We start from the raw sequence: 16,444 nt of genomic DNA on the forward strand, positions 1-16,444 counted from the left end.
TGGACGAGGGTACCGATGGGGCGAGGCGGGCTAGGTCCGACCCGTCGCGCGGCCGCCCGATCCTTCTCACCCGTGCTGACCGGCGCGTGTGCGCGCCGTTACGATGAGCCGATGCCGGTCCCCGAAATCAGCGCTTCGCACCCGAAGTCTGTTTCTTCCCGCGCGCAGTACCACCTGGTCGCGCCGGTGGGCCACCCCAACTACGGTGACGAGCTCATCACCGCCGGCTGGCTGGGTTACCTCGCGGAGACCGCCCCGGACGCCGACGTGTGGGTGGACACGCACTCGCCGGGGCCGGCCAGCGTCCTGCTCGACGGCATTCACCCGCGGGCGAAGTTCACCGACACCTTGTGGCGTTTGTGCTGGGAGTCGCCGGACGAGGACCCGTGGCGCGCTGCCGCCTGGGTGCGCGACGCGGTGCACAGCCCGGGCATGATGCCGCGCCTGCACCACAGCGTCGAACTGCTGGCGAAGGCCGACGTGGTGCACGTGGTCGGCGGCGGATACATCAACAAGCTGTGGCCCAAGCAGATCGGCTTGCTGGCGGGCGCGGTCGCCGCGGTCGAACGGTCCGGCGGCCGGGCGGCCATGACCGGACAGGGTCTGCTGCCCGCCTGCGAGGGTTCGGCGCCGCTGGTGAAAGCGCTCGCCGACCGGTTCGAGGTGGTCGAGGTCCGCGACAGTGCGTCAGCGGATCTGCTGGGCCGTCCGGTCGGCCTCGACGACGCCTTCCTCACTCTCGGGCCGGACCGCTACGACCACTCCGAAGACCTGCCCGAAGTAATGCTGTGCCTGCAATCCGACCTGGTCGAGATCGGCATCGGCGCCTTGGCCGGCTCGGTGCTTTCCATGCTGCGCGCCTGGAAGACGGACCCGGCGAAGATCGGCGTCGTCGAGGGAGTGCCCCGGGTCGACCGCGAAGTCTTTTCGTTGCTCGAACGCGAATTGCCGGGCGCCCGGTTTTATCCGTTTTCGCACATTTGGACGCACGGCCTTCCCGCCGGGCCGGAGCAAACCTGGATTTCCACCCGGTTCCACGTCCACATGCTGGCGGCCGCGGCCGGGGCGTCCGGCGTCGCGGTGAGCATCCACCCGGACTATTACGCCACGAAGCATCGCTCCCTGGCCGAGCTCGGCTCGAACTGGACGCTGCTCGAAGACCTCTCCCAGGTCCCGGACCGCCCGGACGCGGGAGGGTACGCGGAAGAGACGCTGGCCCGCTTCAAGGACAGCAAGCGGAAGATCGCCGAACAGGTTTACGCGCCGGTGGTCCGCCCGGTCGAGGAGGAGCCGGAGCCGTCGGTGCCCGAGGAGCCGCCCGTGGAGCCGCCCGCCCAACGGCGCCGGTGGCCCCGGCGGCGCGACTGAGCCGGCGGACGCCGTCCCGGGAACGCGTCGCCGATTGAGGACCGGAATGGTCCGCAATCCCGCATAGCTTCCCCTCATGGCCCACGACCTCACCCCCTTCCGCGTCCAGGTCCCGCAGACCGACCTGGACGACCTCCGCCGCCGTCTCGCCGACACCCGCTGGCCGGACCCCTTCGCCGACCCGGCGTGGGAGCTGGGCATTCCGGTGCCCGAAGTCCAAGACCTCGCCGACTACTGGCGGCTGGGCTTCGACTGGCGGGCACAGGAAGAGCGCCTCAACGGCTTCCCGCAGTTCACCACCACGATCGACGGCGCGAACATCCACTTCCTGCACCTCGAATCCCCCGAACCGGACGCCGTCCCGCTGCTCCTCACCCACGGCTGGCCCGGTTCGATCGTCGAGTTCCTGGACCTGATCGGCCCCCTCGCCGACCCGCGGGCGTACGGCGGCGACGCCACCGAGGCGTTCCACGTCGTCGTCCCGTCCGTGCCCGGGTTCGGCTTCTCCGGCCCGACCCCCGACCGCGGCTGGGGTCCGGCGCGGACGGCGCGGGCGTGGGCGGAGCTGATGACCCGCCTCGGGTACCGCAACTTCGGCACGCACGGCGGGGACTGGGGCGCGCTGATCTCCCGCGAACTCTGCGTCCAGTTCCCCGAACGGGTCCTCGGCGCGCACGTCACGATGCTGCCCTCCGCGGTCGCGCGCGACGAGGCGGACCTCGCCGGGCTCGACGGGGACGAACTGGCGAAGGGACAGCGGTCGCTGGAGAAATCCCGGGCCTTCCAGCGGACCGGCATCGGCTACGCGATGATCCAGTCCACCAAACCGCACACGCTCGCCTACGGCCTCACCGATTCCCCGGCCGGGCAGCTGGCCTGGATCGCCGAGAAGTTCCGGGCCTTCTCGAACACCGACCACGACCTGATCGACCGCGACGACCTGCTCGCCAACGTCTCGATCTACTGGTTCACCCGCACCGCCGCGTCGTCCTCGCGGATCTACGCCGACCAGGACGTCCAGTGGGGCGCGGCGCTGCCGGCGTCGACCGTGCCGACCGCGGTCGCGGTGTTCCCGGACGACATCGGGCTTCCGCTGCGCTCGCTGGCCGAGCGCACCGACCGGATCGTGCGGTGGACGGAATTCCCGCGCGGCGGGCACTTCCCGGCGCTCGAAGAACCCGACCTGCTGATCGGCGATCTTCGAGCGTTCTTCTCCCGGGAAAGCTAGAGGTACTGCCCGGTTCCGGTGATGCCGTGCCCGTGCCCCTCGCCGGGGTGGCCGCCGGAGCCGGACGACCCCGCGGGCAGGCCGCGGCGCATCTGCTCCAGCTGCACCCGCGCCGCCATCTGCTGCGCGAACAGCGCGGTCTGGATGCCGTGGAACAGCCCCTCCAGCCAGCCGACCAGCTGCGCCTGCGCGATCCGCAGTTCGGCGTCCGAGGGGGTCTCGTCCTCGGTGAACGGGCGCACCAGGCGCTCCAGTTCCTCGCGCAGTTCGGGCGCGAGCGCTTCCTCCAGCTCGCGCACCGACGTCTGGTGGATCTCGCGGACGCGGTTGCGGCTGGCGTCGTCCAGCGGTGCGGCGCGGACCTCCTCCAGCAGCTGCTTGATCATGGTCCCGATGCGCATCACCTTGGCCGGTTCCTCGACCAGGTCGCCGACGGACTCGTTCTCCTCGCCCTCGGGTGCCGTCTGCGCGGTGCCGACCGGGACGCCGTCCGGTCCGACGACGACCACGCGCGGCGCCTCCGCGTCCCTGGCTGCGCCCGTTCCCCCGAAGTTCGGCTCGCTCATATGCTCCATCCCCGTCGGTCAGCGGTCCTGCCCCGAGCCTAGCGGCCGTTCGGGCAGTTCTGCCCAACCCCGCGGCAACCGCGAAACCGCACGTCCGTACGGTGTCCCCATGGCGTTCGACGTCGCTCGTATCCGTGGGCTCTTCCCCGCGCTTGGCGACGGCTGGATTCACTTCGACGGCGCCGCCGGAATGCTCGTGCCCGAACAGGTCGCTTCGGCCGTTTCGACAGCTATGCGGGCGCCGGTGTCCGGGCCGGGCGGAGCGTTTCCGGCCTCCCAGCGGGCGGAAAGCATCGTCACCGCGGCCCGCCGGGCCGTGGCCGATCTGGTCGGGGCGGACCCGGCCGCCGTCGTGCTCGGCCCGAGCGCGCCGGTCCTGCTTCGCCGTCTCGTCGACGCGCTCGCCGAACGCTGGACGATCGGCGACGAGATCGTCGTCTCCCGGCTCGACGAGGAGGCCAACATCGCGCCGTGGCGGCGCGCCGCGAAACGCGTCGGCGCGGTCGTGCGGTGGAGCGAGATCGACATCGAGACCTGCGAGCTGCCCGCGTGGCAGTACGAGAACCTCGTGTCCGCGCGGACGAAAGCGGTGTCGGTGACACTGGCGTCCGGGTCCGTCGGGACCCGGCCGGACGTGCCGACGGTGATCGAATTCGCCAAGCGGGTCGGTGCGCTCGTGGTGGTCGACGCGACCTACGCCGCTCCGTTCGTGCCGCTCGACCTGCAAGAACTCGGGGCCGACGTCATGGTCGTCTCCGCGCCGTCGTGGGGCGGCCCGTCGGTCGGCGCGCTCGTGTTCCGCGACCCGGAGCTGCTGGAGCGCATCTCGTCGGCGTCGCTCGACCCGGCCGCCACCGGTCCCGCGCGGCTCGAACTCGGCCCGCACGCGTACCCGCTGCTGGCCGGTCTCGTCGCGTCCGTCGACTACCTCGCCGGCCTCGACGACGCCGCGACCGGCTCCCGCCGCGAACGCCTCGTGACGTCGCTCGGCTCGGCCAAGTCGTACCACGCGGGCCTGCTCGCGCAGCTGTCCACGGAACTGCGCTCGCTGCGGCACGTGATGGTGATCGGCGACGCGATGCGCCGGATCCCCGCGCTCGCCTTCGCGGTGGCCGGCGCGAAAGCGTCCCAGGTCGCCGAATACCTGGCGTCGCAAGGGCTTTGCGCGTTCGCCGACGACGGCACCAGCGGCGTGTTCGCGTCGCTGGGCGTCGGCGAGGTCGGGGGAGCGGTGCGGATCGGGCTCGCGCACTACTCCAACGTGTTCGAGATCAATCAGCTGGTGCGGGTGCTCGAAGAACTGCGCTGAGGTCAGGACTTCGCGGCGAGCAGGACCTTCCCGAAGATGCTGCCCTCCTCGAGCATCCGGTGCGCGGACGCGGCCTCGGCCATCGGCACCACGTGGCCGACGATCGGCTGCACCGAACCCTGTTCCACCAAGGGCCACAACCGTTTCCGGACATCCGCGACGATCGCGGCTTTCTGGTCGAGCGGACGGGACCGCAGCCCGGCCGCGAACACGCTCGCGCGCTTGCCCAGGAGCTTGCCGATGTTCAGCTCGCCCTTGATCCCGCCCTGCATGCCGATGATGACCAGCCTGCCGTCCGCGGCGAGCGCGTCGACGTTGCGGTCGAGGTACTTCGCGCCCATGTTGTCGAGGATGACGTCGGCGCCCTTCGTCTCGGCGCGCAGCACCTCGACGAAATCCTGGTCCTTGTAGTTGATCGTGAGGTCCGCGCCGAGCTGGCGGCAGCGTTCGAGCCGTTCCGGCGAACCCGCGGTGACCGCGACGGTCGCGCCGAGCGCCTTGCCGACCTGGATCGCGTGCGTGCCGATGCCGCCCGCGCCGCCGTGCACCAGCAGGACCTGGCCTTCGCCGAGACCGGCGTGCATCACGACGTTCGCCCACACCGTGCAGGCCACCTCGGGCAGCCCGGCCGCGGCGACCGTCTCGATCTCGCCCGGCACCGGCAGCAGCTGCCCGGCCGGGACCGCGACGCGTTCGGCGTACCCGCCGCCGGCGAGCAGCGCGCAGACCTCGTCGCCGACCTGCCAGCCCTCGACGCCCTCGCCGAGTTCGGCGATCGTGCCGGAGCATTCGAGGCCGAGGATGTCGCTCGCCCCGGGCGGCGGCGGATAGTTGCCCTGGCGCTGCAGCAGGTCGGCTCGGTTGACCGCGCTGGCCGTGACGTCCAGCAGCACCTCGCCCGGACCGGGCTCCGGATCGGGGACCTCGGTCCATTCGAGCACGTCAGGGGCGCCGGGTTCGCGGATCGTGATCGCGTGCATGCGCCCGACTGTATCCCGGGTCAGCCGAGGTCGTTGGTGCTGAAGGTGTTGCAGCTCGCGGGCTGTCCGGTGCGGTAGCCGGTGGTGAACCACTTCTCGCGCTGCGCCGAGGTGCCGTGCGAGAAACTCGACTTGTCGACGTGGCCGTTGCCGAGGTTCTTCTGGATGTAGTCGTCGCCGATCCGGGACGCGGTGTCGAGCGCGCGCGAGATGTCGTCCTGCGTGACGTCCTGGACCAGCGGCTTCCCGGAGCTGGTCGGGGTCGTGCTGGCGTGGTTGGCCCAGACGCCCGCGTAGCAGTCGGCCTGCAGTTCCAGCCGGACCGAACCGGACGTCGGCCCGGTGCCGGTGCCGCGCTTGGACGTGCCGGTGAGGTTCTGCACGTGGTGGCCGTATTCGTGGGCCAGCACGTACGCCTCGGTGAACAGGCCGCCCTTCGCGCCGAAGCGGGTCTTCAGCTCGTTGAAGAACGACAGGTCGATGTACACGTAGGAGTCGGCCGGGCAGTAGAACGGGCCGGTGTCCGACGTCGCGCCGCCGCAGCCGGTGCGCACGCCGCCGGTGAAGAAGCGGGTCGTCGCCTTGCGGTAGGTCTGGCCGGAGCGGGAGAACTCCTGCGTCCAGTAGTCCTGGATGGAGTTGACGATCGCGACGATCGCGCAGTCGTGGTCCCGGTTCGCGTCGGCTCCGGTCTTGCACTTCTTCGCGAGCGTGCCGGAGTCGAGCTGCTGTCCGGACTGGACGTCGCCGAGCCCGACCCCGCCCACCGCGGGCGACGTGCCGGTGCTGGGTCCGCCGCCGAACTGGGAGAACAGGAAGTAGATGACCAGGCCGACGATGCCGAGCCCGCCACCGCCGAGGGCCACGCGGCCGCCGATGCCGCCGCCTCCGCCGCTGCCGCGCATGTCCTGGATCTCGGAGGCGTCCAGATCCGCGTTGTCGTCGAATCGCACGCGGAAAGGGTAGCCGCAAACCCGGGAACGGGGCTGGGTGCGGCCCCTGCGCTGGGGGCCGCACCCAGGTACTACCGAGGTTTCGTTGACAGCGGTTGGCCACCGGCCGGGCTGGCGTCCGGCGCTGCCTTCGCGGTGCCGAGGCCGCGAAGAGAAGCAGCGGCATAACGACGCCGGGTGCGCGTGGCCGATGCCGAGCGCACGGGTGCTCGTGCTGTTCGCAATCGCGACCGAACCGGAACGGGGCCGTGCCGGTCGCGGGGTCACAGCGGGCGGTCAACCGCGGGAACTACCTGCCATGCCACCACCTGGCCTTTCCCGGGGGGAAACGCGGCCCGGCGTGCCCTTCGGCGCGCTCTGGGGGATCCTCGTCGTCCCTCCGCTGTCTCCCGAGGATGCGCTTCTTCGCGCCGAGTCTCAACCTTTTCGTAACCCTCCATTGGGGGAAGTTCGCCCGGGAATTTCACGCCGGGCCGAAACGGAGGGGAAAATCCGGCCTTCTACTCTTCCGGACATGAGCGATGACCAGGACGTGCGCTGGCTCGACCCGGCAGAACAGCGCGCCTGGCGGGCCTACATCGTCGCGTCGCTGCGGCTGCGCCAGCGGCTGCATCGCGAACTGACCGAGAGCCACGGCATCTCGCTCGCGGACTACGAGGTCCTGGTGTGCCTGAACCTGACCCCGGACCGGTGCACGCGGATGACCGAGCTGGCTGCGCTGCTGGGCTCGACGAAGAGCAGGCTGTCGCACCAGATCGGCAAACTGGAGGTGGCCGGGCTGGTCACGCGCCGCCCGGACCCGGAGGACAAACGCGGCGTGCTGACCGAACTGACCGACGCGGGCCTGCGGGTACTGGCCGAAGCCGCGCCGACGCACGTGCGCGGCGCCCGCGAGCACCTGATCGACCTGCTGACGCCGGACGAGCAGACCGCGGTGGCCACGGCGTTCACCCGCGTCCTCGAACACCTGGACGACGTCGAAGGACGGCGCGATACCCTGACCTAGAAGGAAGCGTGGCAGAGCGGCCGAATGCAGACGCCTTGAAAGCGTCCGTAGGGAAACCTACCGGGGGTTCAAATCCCTCCGCTTCCGCTGGACGCCCCGAGTGTCCGGCCCCGGATTCCGCGCCCGCCGCGGGAGACCGGGGCCGTTTTGTTTTCGGCTTTCGTCGGCGGCAGGCCGGTTCGATCGACCGGGTGAACGCCGCGGCGGCGCTGGTCGCTCCCGCCGCGGTCCGCGCGGGTACCCTGGCCGTGCTGTGCGCCGGGTTCCCGTGGAGTCTTCCGTCATTCGCGACGTCGGCTACGACGCCGCGAAGTCGGTGCTGGAAATCGGGTTCCGCAACGGCAGCGTCTACCGCTACCACCTCGTGCCCGCGCGCGTGCATCGCGAGCTGATGGCCGCCGACAGCCCCGGGCGCTACCTCAACCAGGAGATCAAGCCGCGGTTTCCCGGGCAAGAGGTGGAATGATTGCGGCGTCAGGCTTTCTTGGCCTCGCGCAGGGCGATCCGCGCCTGGACTTCCGGACGGCGCAGCGGCGGCACGGTCGCCGGCGGCTGGCGGCGTTGCGGGAGTTCTTCCAGCAATCGCGCGGTGATCTGGGCGATTTCGGCGACCGCCGCCTCGAACGGTTCGCGCGTCGCGTCCGAAAGGGACTGCACCCCGGTCACTTTGCGCACGTACTGGCGCGCCGCGGCTTCGATCTCTTCGGTGGTGGCGGCGGGCTGCAGGCCGCGCAGCGTCGTGATGTTTCGGCACATGTGCTTCAGGGTACGTCTCTGCGGCCTACCGCATCACACTCTAGGGCCAACCTCGTTGACGGGGTCCGAGACCGCCCGGCAACCTTGATGAAGTGCCCCTCAGACCACGTTCTCCCCGGCTCAGCCGCCCCGTCCCGGAAGTTCCCGCCGACACCCCGATTCCCGAGCAGGCCTGGCACCGCGTTCCCGCCGACGAACTGGTCACGCTCGTTTCCGTTGTCCTGATGGCACAAGGCTTTCCCGAAGACCGCGCCCGTCCGGCCGCGGAGGCGTTGTGCCACGGCGACCTCACCGGCGCGCCGGAAACCGGCGTCGGGGAGCTGACTCGGGTGCATCTGCCCGCGATCGAAAACGGATTGGTCAGTCCTGGTGCGCAACCACTGCTGATTGCGGACCGCGGAGCGGCGGCGCTTGTCGATTACCGTCGTGCGTCCGGGCTTTGGGCGGTGGGCGACGCGATGGATCGGGCCGTGCAGCGGGCCGGGCGGTTTGGCGTTGGGCTGTTGTCGGTGCGCGGGGTCGGGCCGTTCGGGCGGGTCGGCCATCACGCGGCGCGGGCCTTGCCGCACGGGATGATCGGCATCGTGATGGCGGCCGGCGGGTACGCGGATCAGCCGGTGCATCCGCTGGGGATGGCCGCGCCTGCCGGGGCTTATCCGGAGTTCGTGTTCGATATCGATCTCGCTGATGCTGCTCGGGATCCTCGGTTCGCCGGGTTCGCGTTGATGGTGGACGTGCTGGCCGGGGTGTTGTCCGGGGTGGCCGATCATGAGCACGACACTGGGTTGCTGGTGCTGGCGATCGCGCCTACGACGTTGCGTAGTGCGGATGGGTTTTACCGGGCCGCCAGTGCGGTTTTCGGGAGCATGCTCGGGTGGGAGGGCGGGGCTCCGGTGCGGTATCCCGGGTGGCGGGAGGCTCAGTATCTGGAGCAGTGCCGGGCGTTGGGGGTGCCGTTGCCTGGGGCGGTGCGGAGGCAGTTGGATTCTTTGGCGTTGAAGGTGGGGTTGGCGCCGTTGACTACGGTGGGGTGATCTGGGGCCGGGTCGGCTCGTCGCCTGGCGGCGACATTGCGCCCCTCCTTGGTTGCGTGGGCACCCCGATTTTTGATTGTGCTGACGGTTCGGGGGTGCTTGTCAAGGCGGGAAAGATGCCTTGACAAGCACCCCCGAACCGCAGGGCGGCTTTGTATCGGGGTTGGGGGGAGGGGTGGGTGCCCCCGGTGTTTGGGTGGTTTGGCGGCGGTTTTAATGCCGTGAGGAGAACCCTGAGGGACTTGCTGCCGGAGTGTCCCGGAGGGTCAGCGGGAGAGGGAGACGCGGGCCTTTTCGGTGCCTACTGCTACTACGTCGCCGTCTGCTAGTTGGCGGCCCCTGCGGGTTTCTACCTCGCCGTTGACCGTCACCTCTTCTGCGTCGATCAGGTCTTTCGCGTGTGAGCCGTTGTCTGCGAGGTCGGCCAGTTTCAGGAATTGGCCCAGCCGGATCGGTTCGCCGGTGATCGGGACGTCGCGCGTGCTCATCGCCGCATCATGTCACGGCATCGTGGTTGCTCGGTTGTACAGATCGGTGATCTGGTCGTCGAAGTAGCTCGAGTACGAGACGTCGTCGGTGTAGCCGCCTCCTTCGTAGCCGCCGATCACGCCTACTACTGTGCCCGTTTTCGTGTCTGGCGACGGGTCCGCGACCAGCGGGCTGCCGCTCGTTCCGGTGGCGAAGCCGGGGCAGTCGACTCGGATCTGGTGTTCGTCTTGCTGCTGGGTGTGGGTTTCGCAGGTCGCCACCTCGTCGACGCCGTCCGGGTAGCCGGACACGGTTACCTGGCGGGCGAAGGGACCGTTCGTGCCTAGCTGGTTGGCTCCGGTCACCGCTTCCAGGGGTTCGGGCGAGCCGTCTTGGCGGGCGGTCGCGAAACCGACGTCCAGGTTCGGATCGGACGAATCGATCCATCCTTGGGCGACCAGTTCGTTTCCGACCTGCCAGTATCCGTACGGGGCGACGCCGTCGTGGAAACCGGGGGCGAACGTGACATTGGCCAGGTAACCGCCGCCTTCGCCGTCGTGGATGCAGTGGGCGGCGGTGAGCAGTTCGTCCCCGCGCGGGCTGTGCACGACGCTCGCGGTGCAGTAATGCGAGCCGTCGACGAACAGGGCGCCGATGGACGCGTGGACCGGCTTCGCCGGGGGCGACGAAGACGGCGGCGCGACCGCCGGTTCGTCCGCCGCGCGCTCAGCGCATGCCACGATGGTGCCGCTCGCACTCATTAGTGCGAACAGCCCGATCACCGTGCGCCGCATGCCACCTCCTGTACTGGTCCTCGTCACTAGTATCAGAGAACGCGGTGAGACCAGGGTGGGGAGACGATGAAGGACTTCTCGAACAAAGTCGCAGTGATCACCGGAGCGGGCTCGGGCATCGGGCGGGCGCTGGCGCTCGAACTCGCGTTGCACGGCGCGGTCCTCGAACTGTCCGATGTCGACGCCGAAGGTCTCGACAGCACCGTGCGCGAAGCTCGCGAACGCGGTGCCGAGGTGCGGGGCCATTCGCTCGACGTGGCGGACCGGGCCGCGGTGCTCGCCCACGCCGAGGACGTCGTGCGGGAGCACGGCCGGGTCAACCTCGTCGTCAACAATGCCGGGGTGGCGCTCGGCGCGACCGTCGAGGACATGACGTTCGAGGACTTCGACTGGCTGCTCGGCGTCAACCTCGGCGGGGTCGTGAACGGCACGAAGGCATTCCTGCCGCACCTCATCGACTCCGGCGACGGCTACGTCGTCAATATCTCCAGCGTGTTCGGATTCGTCGGAGTGCCTACGCAGAGTGCGTACAACGCGGCGAAGTTCGCCGTTCGCGGATTCACCGAGTCACTCCGCGAAGAAATGCTCGCGGCGCGGCATCCGGTCGGCGTCAGCTGTGTGCATCCGGGCGGGATCAAGACCAACATCGCCCGCAACGCCCGCGGCGGAGCAGGCGGCGACCAAGCCAAGGCGGCGGCCGGATTCGACAAAATCGCCCTTACCACACCGAAGAAAGCGGCCGAAACCATCCTGCGCGGCGTGCGCAGGCGGTCCGCGCGGATCCTCATCGGACCGGACGCGTACGTGATCGACGCGATCCCGCGCGTGCTCGGTTCGGCGTACCAGCGTCCGCTCGCGGTTTTGGCGCGCCAGGGACTCAAACGTGTCGAGCGGAACGGATAACTCGCCGCGACTCTCCGCATTCTTGATCACTCGATAGAGTTGCATTTCCGCCGAGGTGCTCGGAAATGCCGCAGAATGCTGCAGTCCACTCGTGTGTCCGCACCCCGGAGGTAGCCCTCGATGCTGCGCCTTGCCGAGCGCCGTTTGGCCGCGCCCGCTGACCGCGCCTCCGGGGAACTGGTCGACCGCACCGGGATCATCGCCGCGAGCCTGCCGCGCGAGCCGCGCCCGCAGGACGAGGCCGCTCCGGAGACGAGCTGCGAATCGACCCAGCAGATCCCGGTGATCGCCGGATGCACGCCCGCCGAGGAACGCCCGCGCGCGGTGGCGTCGCGCCGCCGAGCCCGGGTGTGGGTCGGCACCGGACTGGCGGTAATCCTGGTCGGACTCGGCTGGCTCGCCGGCGGGTTCTTCACCGGGACGCTCCCCGGCCAGCCCGCCGACGACGCGGTCGTGCAGGCCGAGCAGCGCGTGCCGATCGCGGAGCAGCAGATCCCGGTCCCGTCGACGATCACGCCGCCGGTCACGCAAACCGCGCCGCCGGTCACGGTGTACGTCCCGGTGCCCTCGCGCCAAGCCCCGGTGAAGCGGCACAACCCGGTCCGCTCGACCGCACCCCGCGCGGCCGCGCCGGAGACTTCGGAGCAGGCCGACCCGCGCGCGGACCTCGACACGCCTGCGCCGAGCAAGGCCCCGGCACGGGTCGGCATCGACCAGTTCCTCGACTGGAAGCCGTGGCTGGACGCGGCACAGCGGATGGCTGGCGGGCACTGACGGCAAGCGGACTCGGGCCGCGGCCGGAGACTTAGCCACTGTTGGCTTGCAGGGTTGGCGGATTCAGGCGGGCTAGGTCGGTGATTCGCGGTGGGGATGCGGGGTCGGCCGGGTTCGTCGGGCAGTAGCGAGGCGTTGGCTGGAGCGGGCCGCGTCGTTGATTCGCCCAGCAACAGGCGGCCATTGGCACCGCGGCTTGCCGAGGTCAGCCGATCCAGGCGTATTCGTGTTCGGGGCGTCCCGTCGCTCCGTAGCGAAGCCGCATTTCCACTGCTCCCGACTCCGCCAGCGCGGTCAGATAGCGCTGCGCGGTCGCGCGGGCCATGCCGAGTTCGCGGGCTACTTCGGCGGCCGACAGCGGGGTCGGCGAACCGCGCAGCCGCTCTGACACGAGGCGGGCCGTCGCGCTCGATTGGCCCTTCGGCGTCGCCGCGCGGTCCTGGTCGTGCAGGGCTCGGAAGGCCCGGTCGACGTCGTCCTGCGACAGCGGGCGTTCGGTCGTGACCAGGCCGCGGTACCGCGCGTACGACGTGAGCCGTTCCGACAACTGCCGGGTCGTGAACGGTTTGATCAGGTAGTTCAGCGCGCCCGCGCGGATCGCGGCGGAGATCGACGCGGCGTCGGTGGCGGCGGACAGCACGATGGTGTCCGTCTTCAGGTCCGGCAGGACGGAAAGGCCGGGCTCGTCGGGCAGGTAGACGTCCAGCAGCACCAGGTCCGGGGCCAGTTCGCGCACCCGGGCGCGGGCTTCGGCGGCGGTGTGCGCGACCCCGGCGACGGTGAATCCCGGCACCTCCGACACGAATCCCGCGTGCACGCCGGCGACGCGGAAGTCGTCGTCCACGATCAGGGTGCGGATCATGCGTCGGTCTCCTCGGGTCGGTCCAGCAGGCCGGGAAGTTTGGCGACGAACAACGCGCCGGTCGTCGCGCCGCCGGGGTCGGCGAGCCACACGTCGCCGTCGCGGGCCCGGGCGGCTTGGCGGGCCAAGGCCAGTCCGAGGCCGTGTCCGGGACTGATCTTTGTGGACACTCCCTCCTCGAAAAGCTTATCCCTTAACGAATCTTCGATTCCCGGCCCACTGTCTACAACGGACACATGCAAAGTGGAAGCATCGGCGAGCAGGCCGACTTCGACCCACGCGGGCCGCCGCGGCCCCATGCGCGCAGCGTGCAAGGCGTTGTCGACCAGGTTGCCGATCACGGTTCCCGCGGCGATCGGGTCGGTCACCGAGGCCGGGACCCAGGCGTCGTCGGCCAGCCGAAGTTCGATGCCTTTTTCTTGCGCCTGCTCGGTTTTCGCGACCAGCAAGGCCTGCAGGTACGGATCGGTGACGCGGTCGTCGAGCGGTTCCGCGCGCGAGGCGGTGGTTTCGGTGAGGGTTTGCAGGTATTCCTCGGCTTCGGCGTGGTGGCCGAGCTGCAGCAGGCCGGACAGCGTGTGCAGGCGGTTCGCGAACTCGTGCCGTTGCGCGCGCAGACCGTCGGACAGCGAGCGGATGCCGTCGAGTTCCCGGGTGAGGGTGTCGAGGTCGGTGCGGTCGCGGAAGGTCAGCACGGTGCCCAGCGCGCGTTCCTCCCGTTGCACGGCACGGGAATTGATCACCAGGACCCGGTTTCCGGCTACGGCCAGGAGGTTGTCCACCGGCCGTCCTTCCGCGACGGCCTGGTGCACTCGCGGGGACAGGTCCAGATTCTCCAGCGGGGTGCCAACCGGGAGCGGGGTGCCGAGGAGTCGTTCGGCCTCGTCGTTGCGGACGGTCACCCGGTGTTCCGCGTCGACAGCCAGGACGCCTTCGCCGATGCCGTGCAGGACGGCTTCGTGTTCGTAGAGCAGTTCGGTCAGTTCGTGGGGTTCGAGGCCGTGAGTCACGCGGCGCAGGCGGCGGTTGAGCAGCGCGGACGCACCCGCGCCCAGAAGCAGTGCCCCGCCGCCGAAGATCATTGTCAGGACAAGAAGCCCGTTGAACTCACTGGTCAGATCGCTCATCTCATAGCCGACGCTCACCTCGCCGACAATGCGCGAGCCTTGCCGGATCGGGGTCTTGCTCCGGACCGACGGGCCCAATGTGCCGGACCGGAACTCGCTCACCACATCGTTGCCCGCGATCACTTCCGCCCAGGGCGTGCTCACTTCCTGACCGACCAGGTCGGGCTTCGGGTGCGCCAGCCGGATGCCGTGATCGTCGGTGATGACGACGAACAACGCGTCGTTCTCCTTGGTCACCGCCTGCACCCGCTGCTGGAGCGCGGCACTGGGGTCGCGCGCGGCGGCGTCGGCGACGACGACCGGCTCGGTCGCCACCGACTTCGCGACCGCCAGCGCGCGTTCCCCGTACTGGTTCGACAGCGTCGAGCGCAGGAGCGAACTGACCAGCGCGACGCCGAGGCCCACGACGAGGACCACCACGCCGATCTGCAACAGCAGCACCTGACGGGTGAACCGCATCCGCGGAAAGAGCGCCCACTTTGGCATGCCAGGGAACATACCCCCAGCTCAGCGCTGTGCGCTAAACGAGCAAAACGTGGAGAACGCGCAGAGCGCACGCAGAACGTCGACAAGCTTCTCCACCGCGAAACCCGCTCTTAACCTGCGTCGAGCGAGTCCCCACCGTGACGAAGGAGTCACCTCGATGGCCCCACTCATCGAACTGATCGGCGCCACCAAAAGGTTCCCGAGCGGATCAGGTTCTGTCCACACCGCTGTCCGCGAATTGACCATGACCGTCGAACCGGGGGAGTTCGTCGCCGTGGTCGGGCCGACCGGATGCGGCAAATCGACCACGTTGTCCCTGGTCTCCGGGTTGCAGCCGCCGTCGGCGGGCCGGGTCGTCGTGCACGGCTCCGACGTGAAGTCCATTCCGGACGGCGTCGGCTACATGTTCCAGACCGACGCGGTGATGCCGTGGCGTTCGGTGCTGGACAACGTCGCGTCCGGACCGCGGTTCCGCGGCGTGTCCAAAGAGGACGCGCGGAAGAAGGCCGCCGACTGGATCGGCCGCGTCGGCCTGGCCGGGTTCGAGAAGTACTACCCGCACCAGCTTTCCGGCGGCATGCGCAAGCGCGTCGCGCTGGCGCAGACGCTGGTCACCGAGCCGAAAATCCTGCTGATGGACGAGCCGTTCTCCGCGCTCGACGTCCAGACTCGCGCGCTGATGCAGGACGAATTGCTCCGGCTGTGGTCGGGCACCGGCGCCGCGGTGATCTTCGTGACGCACGACCTCGACGAGGCGATCGCGTTGGCGGACAAGGTGGTCGTGCTGACCACGAGCCCGGCGACGGTCAAGGACGTTTTCGAAATTCCGCTGGAGCGTCCGCGCAAGGTGGAAGAACTCCGGCTGACCGAGGAATTCCGCAAGCTCTACTCCGACATCTGGGAATCGCTGCGCGGCGAGGTCGACAAGGCCCGCCAGAAGGGAGCGACCGGTGTCGCTTGAGACTCAGACCGCGCCGACGCCGGTCTTCGAAACCGAACAAGACATCCTGTCCCGCGCGAAGAAGTCCGCCGGGCGGCACAAGCGCAACGTCTGGCTGTTGCGGCTCGCGATTCTCGTTGCCTGGCTGGGGTTGTGGGAGCTGGCGGGGCGGTTCTGGATCGACCCGTTCTTCTATTCGATGCCGTCGAAGATCTGGGAACGGCTCACCGAATGGTTCACCACCGGCACCGACTTCGGGACTATTTGGTACCAGATCCTGGTGACCGTCGAAGAAGCCGTGATCGGCTTCGTGCTCGGTGCGGTCGCTGGGGTGATCTGCGGCGTCATCCTCGGCCGCAGTGCGTATCTCGCTGAGGTGCTGGCTCCGTTTATCAAGGCTGCCAACGCGATGCCGCGGATCGTGCTCGCCGCGCTGTTCGTGATCTGGTTCGGTCTCGGACTGTCCTCCAAGGTCGCGACGGTCTTCGTGCTCGTGTTCTTCGCGGTGTTCTTCAACGCGTTCACCGGTGCTCGCGAAGTGGATCGCAATCTGATCGACAACGCCCGCATTCTCGGGGCGACGCGGTGGCAGGTGCTGCAGTCGATCGTGCTGCCCAGCGCGACGTCGTGGATTCTTTCGTCGCTGCACGTGGCGTTCGGTTTCGCGTTGATCGGTGCGGTCGTCGGCGAGTACACCGGTGCGAAGGCGGGCATGGGCTTCCTGATCGCCAATGCGCAGGGCACGTTCGACACCGCCGGGGTGTACGCCGGGATGCTGGTCATCATGGTCGTGGCGTTGTTCGCGGAATGGCTGATCGGTTCGGCCGAGCGCAAACTGTTGCGCTGGCGTCCGCAAATGTCGGCCGACGACGGACGGCGGGACATCTGAC

General features: G+C 69.3%; 18 protein-coding genes and 1 tRNA gene. 11 read left to right on the forward strand and 8 right to left on the reverse strand.

The window, feature by feature from the left end:
- Positions 1-111: 111 nt before the first annotated feature.
- Both CU254_RS40440 and CU254_RS40445 read left to right on the forward strand, forming a co-directional pair.
- The gene (locus tag CU254_RS40440; RefSeq protein WP_009085892.1) at positions 112-1,368 is read left to right on the forward strand and encodes a polysaccharide pyruvyl transferase family protein; all 1,257 of its coding nucleotides are present in this window, start codon (positions 112-114) and stop codon (positions 1,366-1,368) included.
- Between the two features lie 76 nt (positions 1,369-1,444).
- On the forward strand, positions 1,445-2,596 hold the full coding sequence (locus CU254_RS40445; RefSeq protein WP_009085893.1) for an epoxide hydrolase family protein: 1,152 nt from the start codon (positions 1,445-1,447) through the stop codon (positions 2,594-2,596).
- On the opposite strand, the gene CU254_RS40450 is transcribed toward CU254_RS40445, so the two are convergent.
- Positions 2,593-3,171, reverse strand: a complete 579-nt coding sequence (locus CU254_RS40450; RefSeq protein WP_037719005.1) for a bacterial proteasome activator family protein — start codon at positions 3,169-3,171, stop codon at positions 2,593-2,595. The genes CU254_RS40445 and CU254_RS40450 overlap by 4 nt on opposite strands.
- A 100-nt stretch (positions 3,172-3,271) precedes the next feature.
- Here CU254_RS40450 and CU254_RS40455 point away from each other — a divergent pair, with 100 nt between their 5' ends.
- Complete coding sequence (locus tag CU254_RS40455) at positions 3,272-4,471, forward strand: cysteine desulfurase-like protein (RefSeq protein WP_009085895.1); 1,200 nt, start codon at positions 3,272-3,274, stop codon at positions 4,469-4,471.
- Between the two features lie 2 nt (positions 4,472-4,473).
- On the opposite strand, the gene CU254_RS40460 is transcribed toward CU254_RS40455, so the two are convergent.
- Complete coding sequence (locus tag CU254_RS40460) at positions 4,474-5,451, reverse strand: NAD(P)H-quinone oxidoreductase (protein WP_009085896.1); 978 nt, start codon at positions 5,449-5,451, stop codon at positions 4,474-4,476.
- Between the two features lie 20 nt (positions 5,452-5,471).
- Entirely contained in the window at positions 5,472-6,404 is a 933-nt protein-coding gene (locus CU254_RS40465; RefSeq protein ID WP_009085897.1) for a neutral zinc metallopeptidase, read from the reverse strand.
- Between the two features lie 514 nt (positions 6,405-6,918).
- On the opposite strand from CU254_RS40465, the gene CU254_RS40470 reads away from it, so the two are divergent.
- The 3 genes from CU254_RS40470 (at position 6,919) to CU254_RS40480 (ending at position 7,876) form a co-directional block, all read left to right on the forward strand.
- Positions 6,919-7,410, forward strand: coding sequence for a MarR family winged helix-turn-helix transcriptional regulator (locus CU254_RS40470; RefSeq protein ID WP_009085898.1), 492 nt, complete (start codon positions 6,919-6,921; stop codon positions 7,408-7,410).
- A 2-nt stretch (positions 7,411-7,412) separates the two neighbouring features.
- Positions 7,413-7,497: transfer RNA gene (locus CU254_RS40475), tRNA-Ser, on the forward strand.
- Between the two features lie 181 nt (positions 7,498-7,678).
- Complete coding sequence (locus CU254_RS40480; RefSeq protein WP_199841111.1) at positions 7,679-7,876, forward strand: KTSC domain-containing protein; 198 nt, start codon at positions 7,679-7,681, stop codon at positions 7,874-7,876.
- Positions 7,877-7,884: 8 nt separating this feature from the next.
- On the opposite strand, the gene CU254_RS40485 is transcribed toward CU254_RS40480, so the two are convergent.
- A complete protein-coding gene (locus CU254_RS40485) occupies positions 7,885-8,166 on the reverse strand; it encodes a DUF2277 domain-containing protein (protein WP_009085902.1) in 282 nt (93 codons plus the stop codon).
- 92 nt (positions 8,167-8,258) lie between these two features.
- On the opposite strand from CU254_RS40485, the gene CU254_RS40490 reads away from it, so the two are divergent.
- Positions 8,259-9,200 (forward strand): Ldh family oxidoreductase, encoded by a 942-nt coding sequence (locus tag CU254_RS40490; RefSeq protein ID WP_009085903.1) that lies wholly within the window; start codon positions 8,259-8,261, stop codon positions 9,198-9,200.
- Positions 9,201-9,466: 266 nt separating this feature from the next.
- On the opposite strand, the gene CU254_RS40495 is transcribed toward CU254_RS40490, so the two are convergent.
- On the reverse strand, positions 9,467-9,688 hold the full coding sequence (locus CU254_RS40495; protein WP_009085905.1) for an RNA-binding S4 domain-containing protein: 222 nt from the start codon (positions 9,686-9,688) through the stop codon (positions 9,467-9,469).
- A gap of 12 nt (positions 9,689-9,700) precedes the next feature.
- Entirely contained in the window at positions 9,701-10,462 is a 762-nt protein-coding gene (locus tag CU254_RS40500) for a serine protease (protein ID WP_009085907.1), read from the reverse strand.
- 66 nt (positions 10,463-10,528) lie between these two features.
- On the opposite strand from CU254_RS40500, the gene CU254_RS40505 reads away from it, so the two are divergent.
- Together CU254_RS40505 and CU254_RS40510 are read left to right on the forward strand one after the other, a co-directional pair.
- Complete coding sequence (locus CU254_RS40505; protein ID WP_009085909.1) at positions 10,529-11,365, forward strand: SDR family oxidoreductase; 837 nt, start codon at positions 10,529-10,531, stop codon at positions 11,363-11,365.
- 120 nt (positions 11,366-11,485) lie between these two features.
- Positions 11,486-12,139, forward strand: coding sequence for a hypothetical protein (locus CU254_RS40510; RefSeq protein WP_009085910.1), 654 nt, complete (start codon positions 11,486-11,488; stop codon positions 12,137-12,139).
- A gap of 205 nt (positions 12,140-12,344) precedes the next feature.
- Here CU254_RS40510 and CU254_RS40515 read toward each other — a convergent pair whose 3' ends face one another.
- Both CU254_RS40515 and CU254_RS40520 read right to left on the reverse strand, forming a co-directional pair.
- The gene (locus tag CU254_RS40515; protein ID WP_037719010.1) at positions 12,345-13,001 is read right to left on the reverse strand and encodes a response regulator; all 657 of its coding nucleotides are present in this window, start codon (positions 12,999-13,001) and stop codon (positions 12,345-12,347) included.
- On the reverse strand, positions 12,998-14,587 hold the full coding sequence (locus CU254_RS40520) for a sensor histidine kinase (RefSeq protein WP_037719012.1): 1,590 nt from the start codon (positions 14,585-14,587) through the stop codon (positions 12,998-13,000). The genes CU254_RS40515 and CU254_RS40520 overlap by 4 nt, the downstream gene beginning before the upstream one ends.
- Before the next feature lie 184 nt (positions 14,588-14,771).
- Here CU254_RS40520 and CU254_RS40525 point away from each other — a divergent pair, with 184 nt between their 5' ends.
- Together CU254_RS40525 and CU254_RS40530 are read left to right on the forward strand one after the other, a co-directional pair.
- Positions 14,772-15,575 (forward strand): ABC transporter ATP-binding protein, encoded by an 804-nt coding sequence (locus CU254_RS40525; protein WP_037719015.1) that lies wholly within the window; start codon positions 14,772-14,774, stop codon positions 15,573-15,575.
- Positions 15,565-16,443 (forward strand): ABC transporter permease, encoded by an 879-nt coding sequence (locus CU254_RS40530; RefSeq protein WP_009085918.1) that lies wholly within the window; start codon positions 15,565-15,567, stop codon positions 16,441-16,443. The genes CU254_RS40525 and CU254_RS40530 overlap by 11 nt, the downstream gene beginning before the upstream one ends.
- Position 16,444: the final 1 nt, after the last annotated feature.

This window comes from Amycolatopsis sp. AA4 (genome assembly GCF_002796545.1).
Lineage (GTDB): Bacteria > Actinomycetota > Actinomycetes > Mycobacteriales > Pseudonocardiaceae > Amycolatopsis.